The organism is Cardiobacterium sp., assembly GCF_057314735.1.
In genome coordinates, this window is sequence record NZ_DBHKZK010000063.1 from 30,952 (window position 1) to 54,585 (window position 23,634).

Consider the following 23,634-nt stretch of genomic DNA (forward strand, 5'->3'; position numbering starts at 1 on the left):
AACAGATTTCAGGTTGAAGCCACCTGCGCCAACTAGTTACCGTTCCGAACCTTCCCCTCTGCGGATTTTGTCCCGCAGGGGGAAGGTGTCCCGAATCGCAAACCGCCCCTATCCCTTCAACACACCAGCAGGCAACACTTCCAGTTCCAGCACCGAGGCGTGGATGCCGCCGACGAGGATGTGGCTGGTGGCGGTGCGTTTGCCGCGCGCTTCGCCTTCTGCCTCGCCGCTGTTGGGGTTGCAGTCGAAATGCGGGAAGTTGCTGCCTGCGATGTCCAGCCGCAGGCGGTGGCCTTTTTTGAACAGGTTGCAGGTGGCGAACGGCTCGATCACGACTTCTACCACTTCGCCGGGTTGCAGCAGTTCCGGCTGTGTCCAGCTGTTGCGGTAGCGGCAGCGGATGATGCCGTCGGTGATGTTCATCGCGTAGCCCTGCGGGTAGTCTTCGTTGGGCGGGTAAACGTCCACCAGTTTGGCGGTGAAGTCGGTGTCCGGCGCGTCGCTGTCTATACACAGGCGGACGCGCACGTCGCCCGCGACGCAGAGGTCTTCTGTCAGTGGTTCGCTCTGGAAGACCAGCACGTCGGCGCGGGCGGAAAGCGGCAGGTTGTTGCCCGCGCTGCCAAAGAATTCCGGCGCTTCGCGCTGGTCGAACGCGCCCCCGGCAAAGACCGGCAGGCCGGAGGTGATGGAGCCGCCGATGGTCGGCACCGGGTGATGCGGGTCGGACTGGAGGATGTACGCCGCTGCTGTCGCCGCTTGCGGGCGCAGTCCCATGTCTGCCTGCAGATACCATTGTTCGCGACGGCTGCCGGGTAGTGGCCAGTCCTGTGCGTGGTGCCACTGGCCGCCGTGTTGTAATCGCCCGGCGTCGTCGCGTTTGCCGCTGCCGTCGCCCATGATGAAGACGGAGACTTCGCGCCTGCCGTCCTGTTCGGGGGTTTCGGCGCAGAGGTGGCGGCTGAACCAGTCAAGGCGGCAGGTGAGCCAGTCGGGGGCTATGGCGCCGTCCAGCGCTGCCTGTGCGCCAAATTCGGCGTTGCCGCTATGGGTGATGATGCGGTCGCCGTGCAGCCAGGGTCCCATGATGAGCCGCTGCGGTGCCTGCCTTCCTGCCGCGCAGAAGGCGCGGAAATTGGCGAGGGTGGACGGCACATAGGCGTCGTACCAGCTGGAGAGGAACATCACCGGGATGTCCGGCAGTTGTGCGTACCAGCCTTCGGCGTAGATGCCCAGTTGTTGCCAGTATTCGCCGAAGGTGCCGCTCCGCCATTGTTGCAGCAGGTATGCTTCGTATTCGGGATGGTGGCGCAGCGGTGAATGTTGCGGTTGCCACGGCATACAGGCGAACCAGTCAAAGATGTTTTCCGCCGCCAGCGCCGCCGCGATTTGCGGATTGGCCTTGGCGAGCGGGCTGAGCGCCGCCTGTTTGTATGCCCAGGTCGCCTGTTTCAGCTCAAAGGCGCCGCCCTGGCGCGCGCCGCAGCGGTAGGCATTGGCGAAGCCGCCGGAATCGAGCACCATCGTCGTCAGTCCGGGCGGGTTGAGGCAGGCGGCGGCGAGCTGGGTATGCGCCGCGTATGACAGCCCCATGCTGCCGATGCGGCCATTGCACCAGTCCTGCTGCAACAGCCAGGAGATCGACTGTTTTTTCTGTTTTCAGTTCTCTAATAAGCATACGGAAAAATGCGATTCCCCAAGATTTTGAACAGCTGTTTAGGTCGTCTGAAAGCGGGTTTCGGGATTCCTGCGGCCTTTTGGCTTTTCAGGCTACCTTTGGTGTTTTTGCTGCCAAACCGGACTTACGGGACGATATTGACTTTCAGCTTGTCCAAATTTTGGGTGTCAATATATATCTCGTCTGTGCTGTAGCACGCGTCGGAATCGATGCTGTTCCTATAAGAAAAGTTTTGTTCATCTTCCATGCTGCCGTTTGTAAACCGGTAGCGCTGTGTCTGCCAGCCGGCGTAACCGCCGAAGGTGTTTTTGGCGTTCACTTCTGCGCACACCAGATAACAGGGGTAGTATTTTGGTTTGCTGGGTTGGTCGTCGGTTTCGTATATCTTGAACACTTTGCGCGGCGGGGTGATGCGGATTTTTGCACTGTCGGGGTCAAGCAGGGTGTCATTCAGATATTGGCGGATTTGCTGTTCATAGTCGTTGGGATAGGTGCCGTAGTCTGCGCTGCGAATCGTGCCCATGCTGATTTCCATGGGCGCGGTTTCAGGCGGGATGGCGCAGGCGGTCAAGAGCAGGGACAGACTGCCAATAAGGGCGGCACGGGCGGACAGTTTGGTTTTCATATTTGGTTTCCTTTTATTTGACTTGGGGACGATGTCTGCACTGCGCACGGCATCAGGTGCGACCACATCCGCTTTTGTCAGATTTGTCATAAAAACACTCCAGACAAACAAAAAAAACGCGCAGCAGTATCACACCGCTGCACACATCAAAACACGCCGATACCGTGCAGGAACACCACGACAATCGCCAGCGGCGCGACAAAACGCACCAGTACAAACCACAGGTCAAACAACCACAGCGGCAAATTGCTGCCGGTCATCGCCTCGCGCCGCACCGCCTGCCGCTGCCACGCCCAGCCGGTAAACAGCGCAATCAACAGCGCGCCGAGCGGCATACTCCAATTGGTGACGAGCAGGTCAAGCGAATCAAAAATACTGCGGTCGCCGATGAATTTGACATCGCCCAGCAGGCCAAACGACAACGCCGACGGAATGCCGACCAAAAAAATGGCGATACCGAGCAGCCACGACATCGGCGCGCGCCGCTCCGGCCGCTTGTACGCCAGCACCGCGACCACATTCTCCAGCATCGAAAACGCCGAAGTCAGCGTCGCAAACAGCACCAGTACCATGAACACCACAAACAGCGGCACGCCGAATGGCAACTTGGCAAATACCGCCGGGAGAATCGCAAAAATCAGCCCCGGCCCCTGATTCGGCTCAAAACCGAGGGCGAACACCGCCGGAAAAATCACCAGCCCGGCGAGCAGCGAAATCGCAATATTCATCCAGACAATACTGTTGGCGCTGCGCAGCAAGTCGTAGTCATCGCGCAAATACGAGGCATAAGTGACCATCACCGACACGCCGATACTGAGCGCAAAAAACGCCTGACCGAGCGCGGAGAGCATCGTCTCGCCATTGAAAAATGACCAGTCCGGCTTGAGCAGGAACAGCACGCCCTGCCACGCGCCGGGCAACGTCAGCGAGCGCAGCGCCAGCAGGACAAACATCACAAACAGCGCGGGCATCATGTACTTGTTCGCCCGCTCAATCCCCTGACTGACCCCGGCCTGCACCACATACACCACCGCCAGCATGAACAGCCCCTGGAACAAAATCACCTCGCCGGGGTTCGCAATCATCGCGCCGAAAAACGCGCCATAATCCGTCACCGCCGCCAAATCGCCATTCACGCCGTGCCAAATATAAGCGACCACCCAGCCGCCGACGACACTATAAAAAGACAACAACACAAAACAGGTGACGACACCGAGCCAGCCAACCAGCGGCCAGGCGCTGCCGGGGCGGATGCGGTGAAACGCCTGAATCGCATTGTGGCGGCTGTGCCGGCCAATGACGAACTCGGAAATCAAAACCGGCGCGCCCACCAAAAAGGTGAAAACCATAAACAGCAGAAAAAACACCGCGCCGCCGTGCGTGCCTGCGGTATAGGGAAATTTCCAGATGGCGCCGAGGCCGATGGCAGAACCGGCGGCAGCGAGGATGAAACCCAGACGGGAAGACCAGCTATCGTGATGACTCATAAACAGACCGATGTTGAAAAAGGGGCGGCATTATCGCCAATTCCACGTTTGCAGGCGGGAAAATTGCACCGTTATCGTCGTAGGGGCAAATCGTCGGGTGTGTGTCGGCGCCGACACGCACACGGAATGCTGGCATTGCGAATGTCGGGCATAAATGCCCGACCTACGTTTGCTGTCACCAACCGCTTTCACGGTGGGGCAAGCCCCACCCTACGGATATTGCGGGCGGGAATCCGCCGCAGATCGGCGAAAGCGGCGGTTTGCGCGTTGGTTCACCGTTTTGCAGGCGACTGTAGTGTGGTGCGGAATGCGGGTTGCGAATGTCGGGCATAAATGCCCGACCTACGTTTGCTGTCACCAACCGCTTTCATGGTGGGGCAAGCCCCACCCTACGGATATTGCGGGCGGGAATCCGCCGCAGGTCGGCGAAAGCGGCGGTAGGGTGTCTTGCCCCGCCATAAAAAATCCCGGCATCCAGCCGGGATTTTTGTCAAAAGCGGTGTTATTGCGCGATGGCGCCACGGCTGCCGTGGAAATTCAGGGAGCGGTCGTCGTCAATATCGGCATAGCCCACGATTTCTTCGGCGTTCGGCCCGGCAATGCCCAAGGTATAGCTGCCCGGCATCTGCTTGCCGTCGATGGTGCGGCTGCCTTCGATGCCATAGGTGGGCATCGCGCCAAATTGGTTTTCTTCGGCGCTGAAGCGGGTGATGGGCGCTTCGTGCAGGGTGATGCGCCCCAGTCCGCGCGAGGCGGTGATTTCGCCCGCGCCACGGCGTGCGCCGAAGTCGATGGTGTAGCGCAGGGTGGCGTCGTGCGTGGGGTCGGTGTCAAAGGCGCGGCCATTGTAGGTCGCCTTGCCCGCCGCCGGCAGGGTTTTGGTCGGGTCGATATATGCTGCGCCGCTTTCGTCTATGCCGAGGCGGTTCGCCAGGCTGTTGACGCCGCCGTTGATGGCAAGAATGCCTGCATGGAAGCCCTGGTAGGAGCGGACGTTGACATTTTCTGTGGTGCCGCTGCTATTTTTGCTGTCAATCGTCATTTGTGCCGGAAATTCGGCAAAACCGGCGGGGATGTGTGTGGTGTTGACCGTCAGTCCCTTGCCAAATTGTAGCTTGGTGATGGTATTGCCGTTGCGGTTCAGGGTAAATCCGGCGAAATCGCGCCAGGCGCTGTCATTGTCAGGTTCATCCCCGTCATCCGGCATGAAGTAGGTTGTGCCGGTTCGGACATTGCCGTTGGGTTTGTCGGCAGGCGGGTTGTCATCGCCGCCACCGCCACCGCAGGCGGTGAGCAGGGCCAGAGCCGTCAATGCGGTCAGGAGTTGCAGTTTCATGGGAGTACCTCTCGGTTTGGGCTGGGGGAAAGGGTCGCGTCAGGTGGCGCGGGCAGTCAGCGGCATTGCGGCGGCAGGTAGCGCGCCGGGATGACGGTTTGGCATTGCCATTGTTTGCCCGCGCGGTCGTAGTGCAGGGTCAGGGTCGCGCCGTTGTAGCGTTCAGCGTTTTCTAGGGTGATGCGGATGTCGCCGCTGGTTTCGACGTGGATGTTTTTGCCGGGAGACGGGTAGTTTTTCGGGTTGATTTTTTTGCCCGCTGCGAGTGCGGCGGCGAGGTCGTGTTGCAGAGCGCTCGCCGGGAGGAGGTTCTGCGCGATGCGGCTGCGGATGGTGTAGTCCTGGTAGGCCGGCAGGGCAATGGCGGAGACGATGCCGAGGGTGGCGAGGGTGGCGGTGCCGCCGCCGGCAAGTGCGGCGAGGTCGTCAATGCCGTTTTGCAGGTCTAGGGTCAGCGTCGGGTTTTTGCCGTCGCCGCGCAGGCGCAGGGCAACGGCGCCGCTCGCGGGCAGTTGGCTAGCGTCGGGCAGGGCGGCGAGGTCAAGCGGGGTTTGGGCGAGGTCGGCGTAGGTTTGCAGGCGCTTCAGGCCGTTGTAGTAGCTGTCGCGGCCGAGGTGGCGCTGGTTTTGGATGTAGGCGTAGGCGCTGTCGCCGAGGTCGATGTGTTCGGCGGCAAGCCAGCGGGCGACGGTCGGCGCATCGGCGGCGAGGTTTTTGCGCGCGAGCAGCGGCTGCGGCAGGTCGCTGATGAGGAGGTAGTCGCCTTCTGTCCGCAGGTAGTAGTGGTTTTGTAGTTGGCTCATCAGGGTTATGAAGGCGGCGTTCTGCGGGTTTTGTTGTGCGGCCTGGCTGGCGCCTTGTGCGGTGAGGCTGGTGAAGGCGAGGTGTTCGATGCCGTCTTGCAGGGTTTCGCGTTTGTTGAGAATGCCGCGGTCTTGCAGTTTGCCGAGGAGGGCGTCCAGCGCGGGTTTCGCGCTTTGCGGCAGGACGAGGTAGGCGCCGTTGTCGTCGGCGAGGTAGTAGAGGGTGCCGAGGGCGGCGAGGTCGTCGGCGCTGATGCCGAGGGTTTGTTGTAGGGCTTGTTTGAGTTTGCCGCCGCTTTGTGCGATGCCTTCGATTTGTGCGTCGCTGGGCAGGGTAAGGGCGGCTAGCGCGGCGATGTCGCCCTGGTAGGGCAGGTCGAGGGTGGCGCTCTGGGCAGTTGGCAGGTTGAGCGGCGCGTTGTCCGCCTGGACGAGGCTGATTTGTAGGTGCGGGCGGTCGTCGCTGGCGCTCCAGGCGAGGGCGAGTTGGCGGCTGTGGTCCAGGCCGAGACGCGCCAGGATGGGTTGCCAGTCGCGGGTTTTTAGCTGGATAAGCGGGTTTTGCGGGTCGAGCCAGAGGTAGAGGCCGTCGGCTTTGGGGTCGAGTTGGGTTTGTAGTGCGGTGAAGGGCGCGTCGCCGCCGTCTTCGCTGAGGTATTTGAGGCTGTCTGCCGGGTTTTTGACGAGGCCGGTGCTGAGGAGCAGGCGCTGGTTGGCAGCGTCGTAGCGGTAGGCGATGGGCGGGTTTTTCGGCGCGCTGATGCGGTCGGCACTGACTTGCCACGGCGCGGGGAAGGTTTGCGCCAGGGTTTGTTGGAGTGCCTGGTTGTCGGCGAATTGGGCGGTGGCGGCGATGAGCAGGTTCAGTTCGTTTTTGTCTTGTAGCAGGGCGATTTCCAGCGGGGCGTCGAGGTGCTGTTGCAGGTTTTGCAGCGGCTCGCGGGCTTCTGGCGGCAACAGGGTGAGGAGTTGCTGGATGAGGGCGCTGCGGATGGCGCCCGCTTGTGCGCGGTAGGCGTCGCTTTGGTAGATGGTGCTTGCGGGCAGGGCGTGGTTTTCGAGGAACCAGGCGTTGGGCAGGCGCAGGTAGGCGGCGGTTTGCGGCGGCAGGTTCTGGTGCAACCAGCTTTGCGGGGCGGCGTGGGCGGTGCTGAGGGCGAGTGCGCAGGCGGCAGCGAGGTGGCGGAGGTGCATGGGGTTTCCTTGTGTTGGGGGGGGGGGAATTTTATACCGGGTAGTAGTGTCAGGCGTTGGACGCGGTGAGGACGCGCTTGACGGCGGCGTCGGCGTCCATGCGTGTCATGAAGGCGGCGAGGTGCGGGTATTCGCTGTACGGTTTCGGCGTTTTTACCGACCAGCGCGCCATGACGTAGGCGTAGGCGTCGGCGACGCTGCGGCGGTCGCGGTACACGTGGCCGCTTGTGCCAATGAGGACATCGAGGTGGCTCATGACGCGGTCAATGCGCGGCCAGGCGGCTTCGCGCACGGCGTTGTGTGCGGCCGGGGTTTTGTCCGTGGTGTAGCGCGCCGGGGAGAACATCGGCCAGTAGGCGGGGTGGAAGTCGCCGGTGAGGAACGCCATGGTTTCGTTAAATTCAAACCGTGCCAGCGCGTCATCGTCCGCGCCGAGGCGGGCGGCGGGGTGGGTTTCGGCGATGTGTTGCAGGATGGCGTTCGCCTGGGTCATGGCGCGGCTGCCGCCGATGTCCAGCGCCGGCACCATGCCGAGCGGGTTGATTTTTTTGTATGCGGGGTCGGCGTAATCGACTTTCTGCACTTCGTAGTCGGCGTTCGCCCATTCGAGGGCGATCCAGCAGGCAAGGGCGCAGGTGCCGGGGCGTAGTAGAGTTTCATGGGGGCTCCTTTTGGGTTTTGGGATAAAGCGGAATTTACATACAGGGTAGCGACTATGGTGTATGTAAAACGTCTGGCTATCCGTCTTTCAGAATACGGTAGGCAACGCCGGGCGCAAGGCGCAGCAGCCATTTGAGCAGGTGGGTTTTGCCAATGTAGTGTTCGCTATCACCGCGTTCAATAGCGCGGATGATAGCGGTGGCGACTGCGTCTGGTGTCATTTTGCCGGTGCCGCGTCCGGCGGTCATGCGGGTGGCAACGAGCGGCGGGATGATTTCTTGTACCTGGATGTGTGGCGCAGCAGCTTCGGTCTGGTAACGCAGGGCGCGGGTGAAGTTGTGTAGCCCGGCCTTGCTGGCGCAGTACACCGGCGCGCTTTTTTTCGGCGCGAGCGCAAGGGCGGTGGTGATGTTGATGATGGCGCCCCAGAGGTTTTGCGCGAGCACGGGCAGCAGTCCGGCAGCAAGGGCGATGGGCGCTTCGAGGTTGAGCGCCAGTTCTTGCGCGAGGGTGGTTTGTAGTTGCTGCTGTGTGTCATGGATGAAATCGAGCGGGTGTTGCATCGCAGCGTTATTGATAAGGACGGCGATGTCGGGGTGTTCGTTTTCTATCCAGGCGATGAGGGTGGCGCGTTCGGCAGAGGATGCGAGGTCGCAGCGACGGTAAACGACGCCGGGCAGCGGCTGTTCGGGGAGGTGGCGGGCGCAGGTGATGACGCGGGCGCCGTGGTTTTGGAGCTGAGCGACAAGCGCTGCGCCGATGCCGGTAGTGCCGCCGGTGATGAGGATTTTTTGTTTGTCGAGGTTCATGGTTTTGGTGTGCGGATGGAGCGGTCGGGGCCGGGGACGCTGAACACGGTGATTTCTTCAGGTGTGATGCGGATTTCTATCGGCGCGCTCTCCATGCGGCGCTGATTCGGGGTAAAAGTCTAGTGGCTGCCGGTGTGGCCGAAGCCGCCGCTGCCACGCGTGCTGTCGGGGAAGTCGTCCACCAGTTTGAGCGCCGGGCGGGCGACGGGCTGGATGAGCAGTTGCGCGATGCGTTCGCCAAGGGCGATGGTGTAGGGCGCGTTGCTGCGGTTCCAGACGGATATTTTGAGTTCGCCCTGGTAGTCGCTGTCGATGAGGCCGGTGAGGTTGCCCAGCACCAGGCCGTGTTTGTGGCCAAGGCCGGAGCGGGGCAGGATGAGGGCGCAGTAGCCGGGGTCGGCGAGGTGGATGGCGAGTCCCGTGCCGATGAGTGCGGTGGCATTGGGCTCAACGGTGTAGTGCTCGCCATCGAAGACGGCGCGCAAATCCATCGCGGCGCTGCCGGGGGTGGCGTAGGCGGGTAGCGGGATGGTTTGGCCGACGCGCGGGTCGAGGATTTTCAGGTCGAGGGTGTTCATGCTTGTTTCCAATGGGCAAGGATGTGGGTGAGGAGTGTGTCGGCGAGCGCGGTTTTGGGCTGGCGCGGCAGGGTGGTTTCACTGTTGGTGGCGATGAGGGTGGCGGCGTTGTCGTCGGCGCCGAAGACGTCGCGGCTGACGTCGTTGGCGATGATGAGGTCGAGGTTTTTGCGCGCGCGTTTGTCGCGGGCGTAGGCGAGGACGTTGTCGGTTTCGGCGGCAAAGCCGACGGTGTAGGGGCGGTTTTCGCGCAATGCGGCGATGGTGGCGACGATGTCCGGGTTCTGCACCAGTTGCAGGGTAAGGCCGCTGTCGCCCTGTTTTTTTTGTTTGTGCGCGGCAGGCTGGGCAACGCGGTAGTCGGCGACGGCGGCAGCGGCGATGAACACGTCGCCGGGGTGGGCGAGCGATGCGGCGAGCATGTCAGCGGCGCTGCTGATGTCAAGGCGGGTAAGGCCCGCGGGGCAGGGCAGGGCGGTCGGGCCGCTGATGAGGGTGACGTCCGCGCCGCGGCGGGCAGCGGCGGCAGCAAGCGCGTAGCCCATTTTGCCGCTGCTGTGGTTCGTGAGGTAGCGCACCGGGTCAATGGCTTCGCGCGTGGGACCGGCGGTGACGGTGAGGCGGATGCCGCGCCAGTCTTGCGTGTCGCTCTGGTTGAGGTATTGCAGCAGGGTTTCCGGTTCGGGCAGGCGTCCGGCGCCGACGTCGCCGCAGGCTTGCGCGCCGCTGTCGCTGGGGATGACGATATGGTTCGGTCGCGCGGCAAGGGTAGCGAGGTTCGCCTGTACCGCCGGATGGGCGAGCATATGGCAGTTCATCGCCGGCGCGATGAGGACGCGCGCGTTAGTGGCGAGGTAGAGGGTGGTCAAGAGGTTGTCGGCGATGCCGTGCGCCAGTTTGCCGAGGGTGTTGGCGCTCGCCGGGGCGATGAGGTAGGCGTTCGCCCAGCGCGCGAGTTCGATGTGCCCCATGCCCTGTTCGGCGGCGGGGTCAAAGAGGGCATCACGCACCGCCTCGCCGGAAACGGCTTGCAGGGTGGTGGCGGTGACGAATTCGTGCGCGTGTTCGCTCATGACGATGCGCACGTTATCACCTTGTTTTTTCAGGAGTCGGACGAGCTGCGGGATTTTGTAGGCGGCGATGCCGCCGCTGATGCCGATGAGGATGTTTTGCGCCATAATGCGCCCCCTTCAAGGAAAAGGGGCATTGTAATGGATGAGGTTGCAAACTCAACGGATATGCCGCGCGAGCGGATGTTACACAGCGGCGCGCAGGCGCTGGCCGATTATGAGCTGCTCGCCATTTTGCTGCGCACCGGCAGCAAGGGCAGCAATGTGCTGGAGTTTTCGCGCGAACTGCTGCGGGTGCGCGGCGGGCTGGTCGGGCTGTTCAACAGCCGCGCCGCCGATTTGCAGGCGGTGCGCGGTCTCGGCAAGGCGAAGACGGCGGAGATTCTCGCGGTAACGGAATTGGCGCGGCGCTTCATGCGCGAGGAAATGCGGCAGCCGTCGTGGTCGTTCAAAACGGCGGCAGACGTGCGCGATTACCTCTTGATGCAGTTCAAGGGGCAGGCGCTGGAGGCGTTTGGCGTGCTGTTTTTGAACCAACAACATGGCTTCATCGCCTTTGAGCGCCTGTCAGCAGGCGCGGCGGCGCAAGTATCCGTACCGGTGCGCCAGCTGATTGCCAGCGCGCTGCACCATCACGCCGCCGCCGTCATCCTCGCGCACAACCACCCGGCGGGCAGCGCCACGCCGTCGCGCGCAGACCGCGAAACCACGCGCTACCTTGATAACGCGCTGGCGCTGATGGAGATTCGCCTGCTTGACCACTTCATCGTCGCCGGCAACGAAATCGTGTCCATGCGCGAGCGCGGCGGCTGGTAATTCTATGGAATGCGACCATGAATAACGCTACAATGCCGCGGCCTTACAATGGATGACAGGAAATAACTAACATGCTCAAAACCGCACTGATTGTGGACGATTCACGACTGGCTCGCCTGACCCTGAAACGCCTGCTGGCCAAATACGACATCGAAGTGGCAGAAGCCGAAAGCGTCGTGGATGGCGAAAACTGGATTGCGCGCCACACCCTGCCCGACATCGTATTCATGGACATCATGATGCCGGATATTGATGGCTACGAAGGACTCGCCCGCCTGCGCGCCGACCCCGACACCCACGACCTGCCGGTCATCATGTACTCCGGCGACATCTCCGAAGAAGCCCGTCAGCGCGCGCGCGATGCCGGTGCCACCGGCTACCTGCCCAAACCTGCCGACGCCAGCCGTCTCGACCACCTCCTTTCCGCGCTGCGTGACCGCGTCCGCGTCGCCCCGGCACCACAACCCGCCCCCGCGCCTGCGCCCAAACCGGCACCCGTTGCACCGCCACCCGCCCCGGCACCTCGTCCGACAGCTGTGGACGACGGCGAATTTGGCGTCGCTACCCCGTCCTACGTCGCCCCGGCTGCCGTGCCGCCCGCACCGCAAGCGGCACAACAAATCCCGCTCGCCGTCACCTACGTCGATACCGTTGAAATCAACCGCCGCCTTGACACCCTTGAGCGCCAGCTCACCGTCGCACAAGAACGCGCCCAGCGTGCGGTGGAAGACGGCAAGGCAGGCGTCAACAGCGAAATCGAACGGCACCGCAAAGAAGTATTGCACCTGCAACACCGCCTTTCCGAAAGCGACCGCCGTGCCACCATCTCCATCGTCATCGGCGCCGTCGCACTGCTGATTGCGCTGGTCGCCATCATCTGGCAACTGCTGCCCGCCTTCACCGGCTAAACCACCACCCGTTACGAAAACGCCACGCCAGTGGCGTTTTTCATTAGCCGCGCTGTAGGGTGGGGCTTGCCCCACCATCAGACATCCCGCTTTATCGCTAAAATCGCAAAAAATCGAGAAGACCCCCATGAACCCCACCCTTGACACCCTGCTGCGCCGCAGCTCACTGCGACCCAACCAAATGCAGGAGCCCGCACCAAGCGACGCCGAACTGGAACAAATCCTGCGCGCGGCCACCCGCGTTTCCGACCACGGCAACCTCAACCCGTGGCGCATCGACGTCTTTCGCAAACCCGCGCAAGAGCGCCTCGTCGCCACCCTGCTTGCCATCTGGACGCGGAAAAAACCGGACGCCGACGAAACCCTGACCGCGAAAAAAACCGGCTTCGTCGCCCGCGCACCGCTCTTGGTGATGATCTCGAGCCGCATCAACCGCGAAACCACCGTGCCGCGCATCGAACAAATCCTCTCCGGCGGTGCCGTCTGCCAAAACCTCATCATCGCCGCGAACGCGCTCGGCTACGCCGCCTGCTGGCTCAGCTCGTGGGCGGCACACGACGCCGACGTCAAGGCCGCGCTCAACGTCGCCGCCAATGATGAAATCCTCGGCTTCATCCTCCTCGGCACCCCCGCCGCAGCCGCCACCGAACGCCCGCGCCCGCCACTTGCCGATGTCGTCGTCTGGCATGAATAACCAGGGCGCGTTCACATCACACCTGCTGTGAGCGTCGTTTTGCGCGGACATGGCTGGTCAGCCTGCGCGTGGGAGCCGAGGGCAGCGGATAATCCGTGTTGATGACTGCACAGTGAGATGAAGGTCTCATGAAGCAAAAAACTCCCAAAATTTCGCCTGAAGCAGGCGCGCACCACATCTGGTTATCCATTTTTGCCAGCAGCCAATTCAAGCAGGAAGGACAACAATGACACCCCGCCAAAACCACTACCGCGCTACCTGGTGCAGTGCACAAGCAGAATCTGGAAAACGCCCTTACGGGCAGGCGTGTCCGTGGGAGTGCTTCGGGAGATTTTTTATATGAAGATAAGGCATTTGGTTGCAATATTTATTGCGGGCGGTATTCTCCTTATTCTTCTTCATATATTTGTGCTGTCTCCCATGGAGAAAGATTCATTGGTGCGTGCGGCTGAACCTTACTTGGAGCATCAGCAGTTAGGAGATGATTATAAACTGCTTTATGAGCGTATTTATGTGGATGCAGAATGCAAGGAGCTGGAGATTTACCGTGCCTATGGTACCAGGATTCCTGCCGCTCAGGTTTGTGAGCAGGTGCATGGAAAGTTTTGGTCTTATTTCACCTCCCTTAAGGAAGAAGGCGAGCTTTCTTTTATTAATCAAGAAAGTTGTATACCTGGAGATTTTAGTCCTTTTCCCAATACGCCGATAGTAAAAAAATTAGATTATTCAAGCTGGGTATTTGGTCGTTATCTAAGAATTCCAGAATATTCTTTTATGAGTTGGGATATTCATGCTGCTAATTACTTTCCTAATGATAGTAATATAAAATTTTTTTCTGGATACCGCATAATTGATGCTCTTGAAGAGCCAGTCTCACAAAGATTTGCTAGTTATTATCCAACCCGACTTTGGATACATAGCCATTTTTTTTCGTCCGTTGGAAGCGATTTGCTTCCTCCGAAATGCGATGGTCCAGCTTTGCATAAGGAACAATTTTTTACACATAATATTGGAGATAAACCATGAAACCATCTATTGTTATCCAGCAAGGCACGCAACGCCTGTTTTTTACTGAGAAGAAATACAGGTTGCACTCAGGTGCGCCATTTTCAAATGTATAGCGACAGCAATCACCTGCCTTCCCACACCTTGCGACCGGGTGAAAACACGGCAATCCCTTCAGCAAACACGGTAAAATTGGCTTCAATTTCCCCTGACAACAAGGAATCCCATGAAATCCCTCATCCCGCTCGCTACTGTCCTGTTGCTCGCCGCTTGTACCGCGCCGCCAAACAACGATGTGCCGCTGCAAGCGCAAGCACCGGCGCCGTTGGGTACGCCATCAACGCCGAGTGCCCTGGGCTGGGACATCATCAGCAGCCGTCACGTCAACTACGCCAACCAATGGTAAAAACGCCGCAATTTTTCCCCTGACTACAAGGAATCTCCCATGAAAATTTTCATCCCGCTCGCCACCGTTCTCCTGCTTGCTGCCTGCGCCGCACCGCCGCGCAATGATGTGCCGCTGCAAACGCAGGCACCTGCACCCATGGGCATGGAAGGGCCAAGTAGCGTTGGCCAGAACATTATCGGCAGTCGCCACAGTAACTACGCCAGACAGCCGAACGAAGTCAATCACGCCCTTTGGGGCGGCGCTGTGGGCGCAGGCGTCGGCAACGCCATCGGCCACGATGCCGAAAGCACTGTTTATGGCGCCGCCGCCGGTATTCTCGGCGGTTATTACGGTGGCAGTTATCTTTGGCGCTGATGGTCAAAGCGAAAAAATCCCCGGCATGGCCGGGGATTTTTTTGGCATTTTGAAAGGTATAGGCTCATAGGATGTGTGCCACAGGCACGCACGCGCGTACCCCGTTTTTCCTGCGTGCGTGTCTGCTACGCCGCCACACATCCTACGCCCGCCCAGAATCTGCCATGAATCTTTGGTGCGCTCTTGGTTGCAGTCAGGCGAGGTCGCAGGCGGCGCGCGGGGTGCCGTCGGCATTGAGGCTGATGCGGTATTCCACCAGATGGCAGTATCCAACGGCTTCAGCGCTGCCATCGGCGGCAATATGCAGTTCTTCGATGACGAGGTCGCGCAAGATGGTTTCCCGGTCGGGTGCGGGCGGTACTTCTTCCTTGTGGATGGCACTGATGAGGATGTCGTAGTCATCGCAGGTGATGCATTCGTAGCGCTTGCGCAGTCTGTCCCAGTGGCGTGTGATGTGGTCATGGGCGCAGGCGGCAATGGGGGCATAGAGGGCGGTGCCGATGGCATCGAGGGTGTTCAGTGTGGCTATGGCGGCACCCGCAGGGCGGTACGGGTCGTTGGGGTCGGCGGCGAGGTAGATTGTCAGCGCTTCGCCTTGCGGGTTGTGCCACCAGCTGGTGCCGCAAAAGCCATCGTCGTGCGGGTTGCCGTGGTAGGTGCTGCGTGGCCGGGCGGCAAGGGTGTCACGCCGTTGTTGTAAGGTGGCGGGAGCATCATCGCCTGTCGCAACGGCGAGCAGGAGGAAGTCGCCCGGCTTGGTACGGTGCGGCAATACTTGCAGGCGGTAGAGGGTGTTATCGGTCAGGGGATACGGGTCTGGCAAGGCGACATGGCGTACCTGCGGTTTGTTGTCCGTGTCGTTAATCGCTGCTGCTTGCATGAAGGCGAACAGGTCGGAGACGGCTGCGGTGATTTCCGCCTCGCTATGGTTGTCCAGCGCTGCTTCCAGACGTGCGTCAGCGGTTGCTTCGTCGGCGGGCAGGGGTCTTTCTGCTGCCGGGATGTGCCAGTGCAGGACGGCGGTGTTTTCGTGCATTTGTGTGCCGTCATGCCAGGCGCAGAGGCGGGCGGTTTTGTGCCAGGCATAGCGCGTGGGGTCAAAGGTAATGGGGTCGTTGCAGTCGTTGTCGGTCAGGGCGTAGATGTCGAGGCTGTCTGGTTGGTAAGCGGCGATGGGTGCGCCGGGTTCGTGCGCCGGGTGCATGGTGTGTTTATTTTTGGGCGGAGGTGGTGTCGCCCGCTGCGGTTGCCGTGCAGTCGCTGGCGGCGATGTCGATTTGCATGATGCTTTGGCCGTGTTCGTCCTGGTAGTCGAAGTGGACGCCACGGTATTTTTTCTTTTCGCCGAGGTTTTTCAGCGGTTCCTGGTCGCAGATGTAGGGCTTGACGGTCTGGCGGTAGGCGCTGGCGAGGCTTTCCATGTCGTGACTGGCGCGGAAGGCGGCGGCGTCTTCCACGCCTTTGACGACGGCGGTGAAGGTGTAGGTGTCGTTGTCGAGGGTGACGCTGCGGAAGCTGCTTTCCTGGGTGTCGTAGGGCAGTTGGCTCTGGATGTAGGGCAGGGCTTCGGCGGCGGTTTTGTAGGTGGGCGGCGGGGCAGGGGTGGCGGGCGCCTCGTCTTTGGGCTGGTTTTTGTTGTCCGCCGGGATGTCGGTTTTGCTGTCGCTGGCGGCGGGTTTGTCGCCGGTTTTGGTGTCGGCGGCGGGGGTGTTGTTTTTGTTGTCGCTGTTTGGCTGGGGAGCTTTGTCGCCGGTTTTGGTGTCGGTGGCGGGTTTGTCGGCTTTGCTGCCGCCGTTCGGCTGCGGGGTTTTGTCGGTTTCGGTGGTTTTGTCGTTTTGGGCGGCGGCGGGTTTTTCGTTTTTGGGGGCGGGCTGGTCGCAGGCGGTGAGGAGCAGGGCGAGGGCGGTCAGCAGGGCAAGTTGGGTTTTCATCGGTTTTTCCGGGGGGTGTTTGGTCGGGTGGTTATGATACTGCGTTTGTGGCGGGTGTCGGCTCGGCGAGCAGGGTCTGGATGATGTGGCCTGCCATCAGGATGCCGAACAGCGCCGGCATATAGGAGATGGTGCCGTTGACGGCGCGGGCGCGGCCGGGGGTGTCGCCGCCGACGGGTTGGTGTGGCAGCGGTTGGCGCGGCGGTTCGTCGGAGTAAACGACGGGGTAGTTGAGGCTGGCGCCGTGCGCTTTCAGGGTGCGGCGCATTTCGCGTGCCAGCGGGCAGCCGCTGGTTTGGTTGAGCGGGCGGATGCGGGCGTGGCCGGGGTCGAGGCGGTTGCCCGCGCCCATTGCTGAGATGACGGCGATGCCGCGCGCCTGTGCGGCGGCGACGAGCGCGGCTTTGCAGGCGATGGAGTCGATGCAGTCGGCGAGGATGTCCGGCGCGAGCGGGGCGAGGTAGTCGGCGGCCTCGCTAGGATGGAGGAAGCGGTCGTGCACGGTGAGTTCAAGCTCGGGGTTGATGTCCAGCAGGCGCTCGCGCATGACGTCGGTTTTTTTCGCGCCAAGGGTGCTGTGCAGCGCCAGCAGTTGGCGGTTGAGGTTGGAGGGCGAGACGGTGTCGTGGTCGAGGATGATGAGGTGGCCGACACCGGCGCGGGCGACGGCTTCGGCGCAGTAGCCGCCGACGCCGCCGAGGCCGGCGATGAGGACGGTTTTGTGGCGCAGCCGGTCGATGCCGTCTGCGCCGATGAGGATTTGGCTGCGGGCGTGGGGTGTGGGCATTTTTGTTACCAGTTAAAGAAGGTGTTGGCGTTGGCTTCGCTTTGCGCGCTGATGGCGGCGAGCGGCTCGCCGCGCAGGCGGGCGAGGTTGGCGGCGACGTCGGCGGTATAAGCGGGACGGTTCGGCGCGCCCTGTTTGCCGCAGAGCGGTTGGTCGGGCGCGTCGGTTTCGAGCAGGTAGCGCCCGGCGGGGACGGTCGCCAGTTGGCGTTGCAGGCGGGCGGCGCGCGGGTAGGTCGAGGTGCCGCCGATGCCGATGTAGCCGCCTTGCGCGAGGATGCGCGCCAGTTGGGCGTCCGAGCCGGTGAAGCTGTGGATGATAAAGCGCGGGTTGCCGCCGCGTTTCAAGAGGTGCAGCACGGCGTCGAGCGATTTGCGCGCGTGCAGCAGTAGCGGCAATTGGTAGCGGCGGGCGATGTCGATTTGCGCGGCGAAGGTGGCGCGTTGTGCGGCGCTGTCGCCGTTCAGGAAGTCGAGGCCGCATTCGCCGATGGCAACGGTCGACAGGTTTTGGATTTGGCTTTCGAGCGCGTGCAGGTCGTCGTCTTGGTGTCCGTCCTGGTAGAGCGGGTGCAGGCCGTAGCTGGCGTACACCCCGGGGAGAACAGCGCAGCGGGCGACGTCCGCCCAGTGCGCGCGCGTGGTCGCGGCGATGACGATGCGGGCGACGCCTGCGGCTTGGGCTTCGGCGGTGATGGCTGCCGGGTCGTCGAACCAGTCGAGGTGGCAATGGCTGTCGGTGTAGCGGAGGGGCATGGGTTTTCGGGTTATCGCCACCAGATGAAGATGAGTTCCAGCAGTCCCCAGATTCCTGAGAGGATGTCTGCTTTGTCTTTGTGAGTGTCGTCTGACGGCGGGATTGTGCTCTTGTTTGGGGTAGGTTCGCCCGCGCACGCCGGGGTGTCGTCGTTCAGCCAGTCACGGAGGGAACGGCAGCCACGCTTGGGGCGTTTGTACTCCTCGCGCGCGGGTTCGTCGTTATTCGTCCAGGCGCGGACGAGGGCGATGCCTGCCATGGCAAGCAGTAACAGGGTGAAAAAGGCTGAGGCGCTCATGCGTTTTTAGGGGCTCTACTATTCGCTTCACACACTCTCCCCCGTGGGGGAGGGAGGGCGTTTTTTAGCGATACCCCATCGGGTTTTTTTGTTGCCAGCGCCAGGTGTCGGCGACCATGTCGTCCAGGCTGCGCGTGGTGCGCCAGCCGAGTTCGGCGGCGGCTTTGTCCGGGTTTGCCCAAAAGGCGGGCAGGTCGCCCGCGCGGCGCGGCGCGAATTGGTAGGGGATTTTTTTGCCGCAGGCTTTTTCGTAGGCGTGCAGTACGTCTAGCACCGAGCGCGGCGTGCCGCTGCCGAGGTTCCAGGTGAAGACGCCGGTTTTGCCGTCGATGCCTTGCAGCGCCTTGACGTGGCCTTCCGCCAAGTCCATGACGTGGATGTAGTCGCGCAGGCAGGTGCCGTCCGGGGTGTCGTAGTCGTTGCCGTAGATGGAGAGGCGTTCGAGGCGGCCAACGGCCACTTGCGAGATGTAGGGGACGAGGTTGTTGGGGATGCCTTGCGGGTCTTCGCCGATGTCGCCGCTTTCGTGCGCGCCGACCGGGTTGAAGTAGCGCAACAGTGCCACCGACCAGTCACTGTCGGCGTGGGCGGTGTCGCGCAGGATTTGCTCAATCATCACTTTGCTTTGCCCGTAGGGGCTGCTCGGCACGCCGACCGGCAGGGTTTCGCGGTATTCGCGTTCGCCGCCCGCTTCGCCGTAAACGGTCGCCGACGAGCTGAAGACGATGCGCTTCACCTCCGCCGCCGCCATTGCCTGAAAGAGGGTGATGGAACCGCCGACGTTGTTTTCGTAGTACGGCAGCGGTTTGGCGACGCTTTCGCCGACGGCTTTCAGTCCGGCGAAGTGGATAACGGATGTGACCGGGTAGCGGGCAAAGAGGACGTCGAGCGCGGCGCGGTCGCGGATGTCGCCTTCGATGAAGGTCGCCGTTTTGCCTGCCAGTGCGCCGACGCGGCGGATGGATTCGGCGGAGCTGTTAACAAGGTTGTCGAGGACGAGGACGTCATGGCCTGCCTGCAAGAGGACGAGGACGGTGTGCGAGCCGATGTAGCCGGCACCGCCGGTGACGAGGATCATGTGTGGTCTCCTGTTGTTGTGGGTTTGAGGGGTTGGTTGTGTGCGTGTTGTTGTAGGGTGGGGCTTGCCCCACCGTGAAATTCAATGTGTTTGGTTATGGTGGGTCAAGACCCGCCCTACGGGTGATGGCGCGGGGGTTATTGGGCATTGCGGTCATGGAAGACGCGCAGGGCGGTGAGGAAGATGATTTTCAGGTCAAGCCACAGCGACCAGTTGTCGATGTACCACAGGTCGTAGTTGATGCGTTCTTCGAGGTCGGTGTCGCCGCGCCAGCCGTTCACTTGCGCCCAGCCGGTAATGCCCGCTTTCACCATGTGTTTTTGCATATAGCCGGGGATTTCGTTGCGGAACTGGGCGACGAATTGCGGCCGCTCCGGGCGCGGGCCGACCACCGACATTTCGCCTTTGAGGACGTTCCAGAATTGGGGCAGTTCGTCGATGCTCAGGCGGCGCAGCAGGCGGCCCAGCGGGATGGTGGGTTTGTCGCCCGCACCGCCCCAAGTCGCGCCGCGCTGTTCGTTATCGGTCGGCATGGTACGGAATTTGAGGATGTTAAACACTTCGCCGTTCCAGCCGACGCGCTCCTGGCGGTAGAAGACCGGGCTGCCCGCGCGGAGGCGTATCCACAGGGCGACGACGGCGAGCAGCGGCGACAGCAGGATGAGGGCGAGGCTGGCGATGATTTTGTCTTCCAGCCATTTGGTCAGGCGTTTGCGGCCGTGCATCGGCGAGATGCTGATGTCGAGCGCGTAGTGGCCGACGATGTACGAGCCCTGGTAGTTGATGAGGCGGAAGCTGCGCAGGTCGGGGATGTAGCGGATGTTGGCGGTGCTGTAGCGCAGGGCGTCCAGGATGTCGCCGACGGTGTCGCCTGCGGTCAGCGGCAGGCAGATCCAGATTTCGTCGCAGGGCGGTTCGCCGTCGCGCGCGGGGTCGAAGCGGCGCACGTCTTCGACGTCGTTGAAGAGTGCTTCGTCGGCGTCGAGCAGGCGGATTTGTCGCACGACGAAGCCGGCGAGCGGATCGCGGCGGATGGAGCGGAAGACTTCGCGGCAGGTGGCGTGGTTGCCGATGAGGGCGAGGCTGCGCGTGTTGTGCCCGGCGGCGCGCAGGCGGCTGAGCAGCCAGTAGGCGATGAGGCGGCTGATGAGGCAGAGGGCGAAGGCGGTACTGAGCCAGATGCCGAACCAGAGGCGGGAGAAGTGGTGTCCCGCTTTGGTGAGGTAGAGGTAGCCTGCAATCATTCCGGCGAGGTAGAGGAAGGCCTGGGTGAGACGCAGGAGGAGCGGGGCGCGCAAGGCGCCGCGCCAGGAGCGGTACACGCCGCAGCCGCTCAGGACGAGGACGCCGAGTAGCGAGGAGAGTGCGGTCATCCATTGGTAGCGTTCCCACTGCCAGATGGGGTAGCCGAAGTACGCCCAGAAGGTGATGACGCCCGCGAGGTAGATGCTGACGCCGTCGGCGCATTTGGCCAGCCAGTGCATGTAGGGCATGACGCCGTTGCGTGCGGCTTTAGGGTGCAGGTGCATCGTCTTGGTATTGTTGGAGGATGGTCGCGGGGTCGCGGCTCAGGTCTTGGCGGATGCCGTCGCGCACTGCCTGCCACCAGAGGCGCAGGTAGCGGCGTTTGTTGCGGTAATGACGGACGGCGGCGAGCCAGAGGAGCGCTTTCAGCAGGGCGACGGGGTAGAACCACACGCCCGCTGCCATGCGGTAGATGAGCAGGCCGTTGCGGTAGGTGAAGTAGGCTTTCCACAGCGGGTGGTAGCCGCGCCGCGCCGTCTGGAAGGTGGAGCAGTCGTGGATGAAGCGTACCGTCGGCAGGAAGCGGTGGCGCGCGCCGTGTTTCGTCAGGTTCAGGGTGTAGAGGACGTCGTCGCCGTAGATGAACAGCCCCGGTTCCGGCAGCGGTAGGCGGCGCACCCAGTCGGCGCGGACGAAGAAGCCAACAAACGACGAGCTGTCGATGGGCAGCGCTTCTGCGCCTTGGTAGGCGCTGTCGGTGACGTGAAAGGCGCCGCGGGCGCGTCCGGTGAAGACGCCAAGCGCGGTGCGCAGCAGTTTGCGCGGGTGCCAGAAAGGATTGTAACTGGGACGGTTCATTTCGCAGATGCTGCCGTCGGGGTAGTAAACGGCGGCGGCGACGCTGTCGCAGTCGTCAAGGTCTGCGGCGGCAAATTGGCGCAGGGTGTCGGCGGCGGGGAAGGCGTCGTCGTCGTAGCAGAGCAACCAGTTGGGGTTAAAGTGTTCCAGCGCTGCCGCCATGCCGAGGGCGAAGCCGCCCGCACCACCGGCGTTGTGGTCGTGCAATATCAGGTGCAGGCGCGGGTCATCGCATTGTTCCAGCCATTCGCGGCTGCCGTCGGTCGAGGCGTTATCAACGACGACCACGCCCGCGAACGGTTGTGCCAGCGTCGCCGCCAGCGTTTGCAGCAGCGCGTGGCGGCGGTTGTGGGTGACGATGACGGCAACGATGTTCATCTGTCAGATGTCGCAATAAAAGACCGGCACCTGTGCGCCGCTTTCACGGGCGGCGAGGTAGCCGCGTGCCGCATCGAGCGCTTCGCGGATGGTGACGTCCATGTCGAGGTAGCGGTAGGTGGCGAGCCGCCCGATGAAGGTAACGTTTTCCAGCGCTTGCGCGGCGCGGACGTAGTCGGCAAGCAGTTGTTGTTCGGCGGTGAGGCGGATGGGGTAGTACGGCAGGTCGTCGGCATCGCAGGCGCGGCTGTATTCGCGGTAACACACGGTTTTTTCGTGTGTCTCCCACGGCGCGAAGTGTTTGTGCTCGGTGATGCGGGTGTAGGGGACTTCCACGTTGCCATAGTTCATCACCGCCGTGCCCTGGTAGTCGCCATCGGTCACAAAGCGCTCGAAATCGAGGGTGCGATAGCCGAGGCGCCCCAGTTGGTAGTCAAAGTAGCCATCGAGCGGACCGGTGTAGAAGGTGTGCGCGTAGGCGGCGCTGTCGGCGCGGTTAAAGTGGGTGTTGAGCCGCAGGTTAATCGCCGGATGGTCAAGCATCGCCGCGACGATGGGAGTGTAGCCGTCTTTCGGCATCCCCTGAAACTGGTGGAAGAAGTAGTTGTCGTTGTAGTTGAAACGCACCGGCAGGCGTTTGAGAATGCTGGCAGGTAGTTCGCGCGGCTCGCAGCCCCATTGTTTTTGCGTATAGCCCTTGAAGAAGGCCTCATAAAGCGCGCGGCCGACGAATTTCAGCGCCTGCTCCTCAAAGTTCTGCGGTTCGGCAATGCTGCTGTCTGCCTGCTCACTGATGAAGGCGCGCGCTTCATCCGGACGCAGCGCCTTGCCGAAGAACTGGTTGATGGTGTGCAGATTGACCGGCAGCGAGTACACCTGCCCGTCCACCGTGCTTTTGACGCGGTTCACATAAGGCATCATCTCGCCGAAACGCTGCATCAGCGCCCACACCTCGGCGTCGTCGGTATGGAAAATGTGCGGACCATAGACGTGCACCATCACCCCGGTTTCGCCATCGCGGGCGCTGTAGCAGTTACCGGCGACGTGTTCGCGGCTTTCAATGACGTCCACCGCGTGTCCAGCTTCAGCCAGGGTGCGGGCAATGACAGCGCCGGAAAAACCGGCGCCAACCACGAGGATTTTTTCTTTCATGGGTGAGTCTCCAGGATATTCGCTTCTTCGCGGATGAGTTCGCCATGCTCCAGAAATATCATGCGGTTACACAGGCGTTTGGCGAGGTTGAAGTCGTGCGTGGCAAAAACCAGAATGCCCGCGTTTTCAATGAAACGCATCAGCCGCGCTTCGGCCTTTTGCCGGAAGGCTTCATCGCCGACGCTCATCCATTCGTCCATGAGGATGATTTCCGGGCGGATGCTGGTCGAGATGGAAAAAGCGAGACGCAGCACCATGCCGCTCGAATACGTGCGCACCGGCATATTGATGAAATCGCCCAGCTCGCTAAATTCCACCACTTCGTCAGTGATGGCTTCGATTTGCTTCGGCGAGAGGCCGAGAAAAAGGCCGCGCATACGGATGTTTTCAAAGCCGGTCGCCTCGCCGTCCATGCCGAGCATCGCATCCAAAAGACTGGTCACGCTGCCCTCAACGGCAATCTTACCGCACGTCGGCGCATAGACCCCGGCGAAGACGCGCAACAGCGTCGTTTTGCCGGAGCCGTTATGGCCGATGAGCGCGACCCGCTCGCCTTCGCGGATGTCGAGGGTGATGTGTTTCAGCGCTTCAATTTCGGCAAAACCCTTGCGGAAGCTGCTGAGGCCGCCACCCGCGGCCGCCTTGAACACGGTTTTCTTGAAGGAGCGCTGGTGCGCGTCGAATACGGGGAAGGTCACGCAGACATCGTCTGCCCTGATATACAT

General features: G+C 61.8%; 24 protein-coding genes and 1 pseudogene. 6 read left to right on the top strand and 19 right to left on the bottom strand.

The genetic code is table 11. From position 1 onward, the window contains the following. Nucleotides 1–108: 108 nt before the first annotated feature. The 9 genes and pseudogenes from ACO54Z_RS09165 to coaBC form a co-directional block, all read right to left on the bottom strand. Nucleotides 109–1,644: pseudogene (locus ACO54Z_RS09165) on the bottom strand (CocE/NonD family hydrolase); the annotation flags it as partial. A 158-nt stretch (nt 1,645–1,802) separates the two neighbouring features. Beyond that, the gene (locus ACO54Z_RS09170) at nt 1,803–2,303 is read right to left on the bottom strand and encodes a hypothetical protein (protein WP_485996734.1); all 501 of its coding nucleotides are present in this window, start codon (nt 2,301–2,303) and stop codon (nt 1,803–1,805) included. Between the two features lie 146 nt (nt 2,304–2,449). Then, nucleotides 2,450–3,790: a sodium-dependent transporter gene (locus tag ACO54Z_RS09175; protein WP_485996735.1), complete on the bottom strand. Its 1,341-nt coding sequence runs from the start codon at nt 3,788–3,790 to the stop codon at nt 2,450–2,452. Nucleotides 3,791–4,292: 502 nt separating this feature from the next. Beyond that, a complete protein-coding gene (locus ACO54Z_RS09180; RefSeq protein ID WP_485996736.1) occupies nt 4,293–5,126 on the bottom strand; it encodes a factor H binding protein domain-containing protein in 834 nt (277 codons plus the stop codon). A 56-nt stretch (nt 5,127–5,182) separates the two neighbouring features. After that, the gene (locus ACO54Z_RS09185; RefSeq protein WP_485996737.1) at nt 5,183–7,123 is read right to left on the bottom strand and encodes a pilin; all 1,941 of its coding nucleotides are present in this window, start codon (nt 7,121–7,123) and stop codon (nt 5,183–5,185) included. Nucleotides 7,124–7,172: 49 nt separating this feature from the next. After that, nucleotides 7,173–7,706, bottom strand: coding sequence for a glutathione S-transferase family protein (locus tag ACO54Z_RS09190; protein ID WP_485996738.1), 534 nt, complete (start codon nt 7,704–7,706; stop codon nt 7,173–7,175). 154 nt (nt 7,707–7,860) lie between these two features. After that, nucleotides 7,861–8,592 carry an SDR family oxidoreductase gene (locus ACO54Z_RS09195; RefSeq protein WP_485996739.1) on the bottom strand — a complete coding sequence of 244 codons (732 nt, stop codon included), beginning with the start codon at nt 8,590–8,592 and terminating at the stop codon, nt 7,861–7,863. A 119-nt stretch (nt 8,593–8,711) separates the two neighbouring features. After that, nucleotides 8,712–9,170 (bottom strand): dUTP diphosphatase, encoded by a 459-nt coding sequence (gene dut / locus ACO54Z_RS09200; protein WP_485996740.1) that lies wholly within the window; start codon nt 9,168–9,170, stop codon nt 8,712–8,714. After that, complete coding sequence (coaBC, locus tag ACO54Z_RS09205; RefSeq protein WP_485996741.1) at nt 9,167–10,348, bottom strand: bifunctional phosphopantothenoylcysteine decarboxylase/phosphopantothenate--cysteine ligase CoaBC; 1,182 nt, start codon at nt 10,346–10,348, stop codon at nt 9,167–9,169. Before coaBC ends, dut begins: the two co-directional genes overlap by 4 nt. Before the next feature lie 33 nt (nt 10,349–10,381). Here coaBC and radC point away from each other — a divergent pair, with 33 nt between their 5' ends. From radC to ACO54Z_RS09235, 6 genes are all read left to right on the top strand, one after another. Then, nucleotides 10,382–11,056, top strand: a complete 675-nt coding sequence (gene radC, locus ACO54Z_RS09210) for a RadC family protein (protein ID WP_485996742.1) — start codon at nt 10,382–10,384, stop codon at nt 11,054–11,056. 71 nt (nt 11,057–11,127) lie between these two features. Next, nucleotides 11,128–11,964, top strand: coding sequence for a response regulator (locus ACO54Z_RS09215; RefSeq protein WP_485996743.1), 837 nt, complete (start codon nt 11,128–11,130; stop codon nt 11,962–11,964). A 127-nt stretch (nt 11,965–12,091) separates the two neighbouring features. Then, nucleotides 12,092–12,658, top strand: coding sequence for a nitroreductase family protein (locus ACO54Z_RS09220; protein WP_485996744.1), 567 nt, complete (start codon nt 12,092–12,094; stop codon nt 12,656–12,658). A 339-nt stretch (nt 12,659–12,997) separates the two neighbouring features. After that, complete coding sequence (locus ACO54Z_RS09225; RefSeq protein ID WP_485996745.1) at nt 12,998–13,684, top strand: hypothetical protein; 687 nt, start codon at nt 12,998–13,000, stop codon at nt 13,682–13,684. A gap of 205 nt (nt 13,685–13,889) precedes the next feature. Further along, complete coding sequence (locus tag ACO54Z_RS09230) at nt 13,890–14,069, top strand: hypothetical protein (RefSeq protein WP_485996746.1); 180 nt, start codon at nt 13,890–13,892, stop codon at nt 14,067–14,069. 39 nt (nt 14,070–14,108) lie between these two features. Then, complete coding sequence (locus ACO54Z_RS09235; RefSeq protein WP_485996747.1) at nt 14,109–14,426, top strand: flagellar biosynthesis protein FlgH; 318 nt, start codon at nt 14,109–14,111, stop codon at nt 14,424–14,426. Nucleotides 14,427–14,619: 193 nt separating this feature from the next. Here ACO54Z_RS09235 and ACO54Z_RS09240 read toward each other — a convergent pair whose 3' ends face one another. From ACO54Z_RS09240 to ACO54Z_RS09285, 10 genes are all read right to left on the bottom strand, one after another. Then, the gene (locus tag ACO54Z_RS09240) at nt 14,620–15,630 is read right to left on the bottom strand and encodes a hypothetical protein (protein ID WP_485996748.1); all 1,011 of its coding nucleotides are present in this window, start codon (nt 15,628–15,630) and stop codon (nt 14,620–14,622) included. Between the two features lie 7 nt (nt 15,631–15,637). After that, nucleotides 15,638–16,357 (bottom strand): hypothetical protein, encoded by a 720-nt coding sequence (locus ACO54Z_RS09245; RefSeq protein WP_485996749.1) that lies wholly within the window; start codon nt 16,355–16,357, stop codon nt 15,638–15,640. Nucleotides 16,358–16,388: 31 nt separating this feature from the next. Then, entirely contained in the window at nt 16,389–17,144 is a 756-nt protein-coding gene (locus ACO54Z_RS09250) for a tRNA threonylcarbamoyladenosine dehydratase (RefSeq protein ID WP_485996750.1), read from the bottom strand. Between the two features lie 5 nt (nt 17,145–17,149). Further along, complete coding sequence (locus ACO54Z_RS09255) at nt 17,150–17,899, bottom strand: TatD family hydrolase (protein ID WP_485996751.1); 750 nt, start codon at nt 17,897–17,899, stop codon at nt 17,150–17,152. An 11-nt stretch (nt 17,900–17,910) separates the two neighbouring features. Further along, nucleotides 17,911–18,198, bottom strand: coding sequence for a hypothetical protein (locus tag ACO54Z_RS09260; protein WP_485996752.1), 288 nt, complete (start codon nt 18,196–18,198; stop codon nt 17,911–17,913). A 64-nt stretch (nt 18,199–18,262) separates the two neighbouring features. Continuing rightward, complete coding sequence (gene galE / locus ACO54Z_RS09265; protein WP_485996753.1) at nt 18,263–19,276, bottom strand: UDP-glucose 4-epimerase GalE; 1,014 nt, start codon at nt 19,274–19,276, stop codon at nt 18,263–18,265. A gap of 137 nt (nt 19,277–19,413) precedes the next feature. Further along, nucleotides 19,414–20,769, bottom strand: coding sequence for an undecaprenyl-phosphate glucose phosphotransferase (locus ACO54Z_RS09270; RefSeq protein WP_485996754.1), 1,356 nt, complete (start codon nt 20,767–20,769; stop codon nt 19,414–19,416). A 19-nt stretch (nt 20,770–20,788) separates the two neighbouring features. Beyond that, nucleotides 20,789–21,757: a glycosyltransferase gene (locus ACO54Z_RS09275; RefSeq protein WP_485996755.1), complete on the bottom strand. Its 969-nt coding sequence runs from the start codon at nt 21,755–21,757 to the stop codon at nt 20,789–20,791. Nucleotides 21,758–21,760: 3 nt separating this feature from the next. Continuing rightward, nucleotides 21,761–22,909: a UDP-galactopyranose mutase gene (glf, locus tag ACO54Z_RS09280; protein WP_485996756.1), complete on the bottom strand. Its 1,149-nt coding sequence runs from the start codon at nt 22,907–22,909 to the stop codon at nt 21,761–21,763. Further along, on the bottom strand, nt 22,906–23,634 hold the full coding sequence (locus tag ACO54Z_RS09285; protein ID WP_485996757.1) for an ABC transporter ATP-binding protein: 729 nt from the start codon (nt 23,632–23,634) through the stop codon (nt 22,906–22,908). Before ACO54Z_RS09285 ends, glf begins: the two co-directional genes overlap by 4 nt.

What these genes read in the sequence shown, in the direction of transcription:
- ACO54Z_RS09170 (WP_485996734.1), bottom strand. Translation starts at nt 2,303, where the DNA reads ATGAAAACCAAACTGTCCGCCCGTGCCGCCCTTATTGGCAGTCTGTCC.
- ACO54Z_RS09175 (WP_485996735.1), bottom strand. Translation starts at nt 3,790, where the DNA reads ATGAGTCATCACGATAGCTGGTCTTCCCGTCTGGGTTTCATCCTCGCT.
- ACO54Z_RS09180 (WP_485996736.1), bottom strand. Translation starts at nt 5,126, where the DNA reads ATGAAACTGCAACTCCTGACCGCATTGACGGCTCTGGCCCTGCTCACC.
- ACO54Z_RS09185 (WP_485996737.1), bottom strand. Translation starts at nt 7,123, where the DNA reads ATGCACCTCCGCCACCTCGCTGCCGCCTGCGCACTCGCCCTCAGCACC.
- ACO54Z_RS09195 (WP_485996739.1), bottom strand. Translation starts at nt 8,592, where the DNA reads ATGAACCTCGACAAACAAAAAATCCTCATCACCGGCGGCACTACCGGC.
- dut (WP_485996740.1), bottom strand. Translation starts at nt 9,170, where the DNA reads ATGAACACCCTCGACCTGAAAATCCTCGACCCGCGCGTCGGCCAAACC.
- coaBC (WP_485996741.1), bottom strand. Translation starts at nt 10,348, where the DNA reads ATGGCGCAAAACATCCTCATCGGCATCAGCGGCGGCATCGCCGCCTAC.
- radC (WP_485996742.1), top strand. Translation starts at nt 10,382, where the DNA reads ATGGATGAGGTTGCAAACTCAACGGATATGCCGCGCGAGCGGATGTTA.
- ACO54Z_RS09215 (WP_485996743.1), top strand. Translation starts at nt 11,128, where the DNA reads ATGCTCAAAACCGCACTGATTGTGGACGATTCACGACTGGCTCGCCTG.
- ACO54Z_RS09220 (WP_485996744.1), top strand. Translation starts at nt 12,092, where the DNA reads ATGAACCCCACCCTTGACACCCTGCTGCGCCGCAGCTCACTGCGACCC.
- ACO54Z_RS09225 (WP_485996745.1), top strand. Translation starts at nt 12,998, where the DNA reads ATGAAGATAAGGCATTTGGTTGCAATATTTATTGCGGGCGGTATTCTC.
- ACO54Z_RS09230 (WP_485996746.1), top strand. Translation starts at nt 13,890, where the DNA reads ATGAAATCCCTCATCCCGCTCGCTACTGTCCTGTTGCTCGCCGCTTGT.
- ACO54Z_RS09235 (WP_485996747.1), top strand. Translation starts at nt 14,109, where the DNA reads ATGAAAATTTTCATCCCGCTCGCCACCGTTCTCCTGCTTGCTGCCTGC.
- ACO54Z_RS09240 (WP_485996748.1), bottom strand. Translation starts at nt 15,630, where the DNA reads ATGCACCCGGCGCACGAACCCGGCGCACCCATCGCCGCTTACCAACCA.
- ACO54Z_RS09245 (WP_485996749.1), bottom strand. Translation starts at nt 16,357, where the DNA reads ATGAAAACCCAACTTGCCCTGCTGACCGCCCTCGCCCTGCTCCTCACC.
- ACO54Z_RS09250 (WP_485996750.1), bottom strand. Translation starts at nt 17,144, where the DNA reads ATGCCCACACCCCACGCCCGCAGCCAAATCCTCATCGGCGCAGACGGC.
- ACO54Z_RS09255 (WP_485996751.1), bottom strand. Translation starts at nt 17,899, where the DNA reads ATGCCCCTCCGCTACACCGACAGCCATTGCCACCTCGACTGGTTCGAC.
- ACO54Z_RS09260 (WP_485996752.1), bottom strand. Translation starts at nt 18,198, where the DNA reads ATGAGCGCCTCAGCCTTTTTCACCCTGTTACTGCTTGCCATGGCAGGC.
- galE (WP_485996753.1), bottom strand. Translation starts at nt 19,276, where the DNA reads ATGATCCTCGTCACCGGCGGTGCCGGCTACATCGGCTCGCACACCGTC.
- ACO54Z_RS09270 (WP_485996754.1), bottom strand. Translation starts at nt 20,769, where the DNA reads ATGCCCTACATGCACTGGCTGGCCAAATGCGCCGACGGCGTCAGCATC.
- ACO54Z_RS09275 (WP_485996755.1), bottom strand. Translation starts at nt 21,757, where the DNA reads ATGAACATCGTTGCCGTCATCGTCACCCACAACCGCCGCCACGCGCTG.
- glf (WP_485996756.1), bottom strand. Translation starts at nt 22,909, where the DNA reads ATGAAAGAAAAAATCCTCGTGGTTGGCGCCGGTTTTTCCGGCGCTGTC.
- ACO54Z_RS09285 (WP_485996757.1), bottom strand. Translation starts at nt 23,634, where the DNA reads ATGTATATCAGGGCAGACGATGTCTGCGTGACCTTCCCCGTATTCGAC.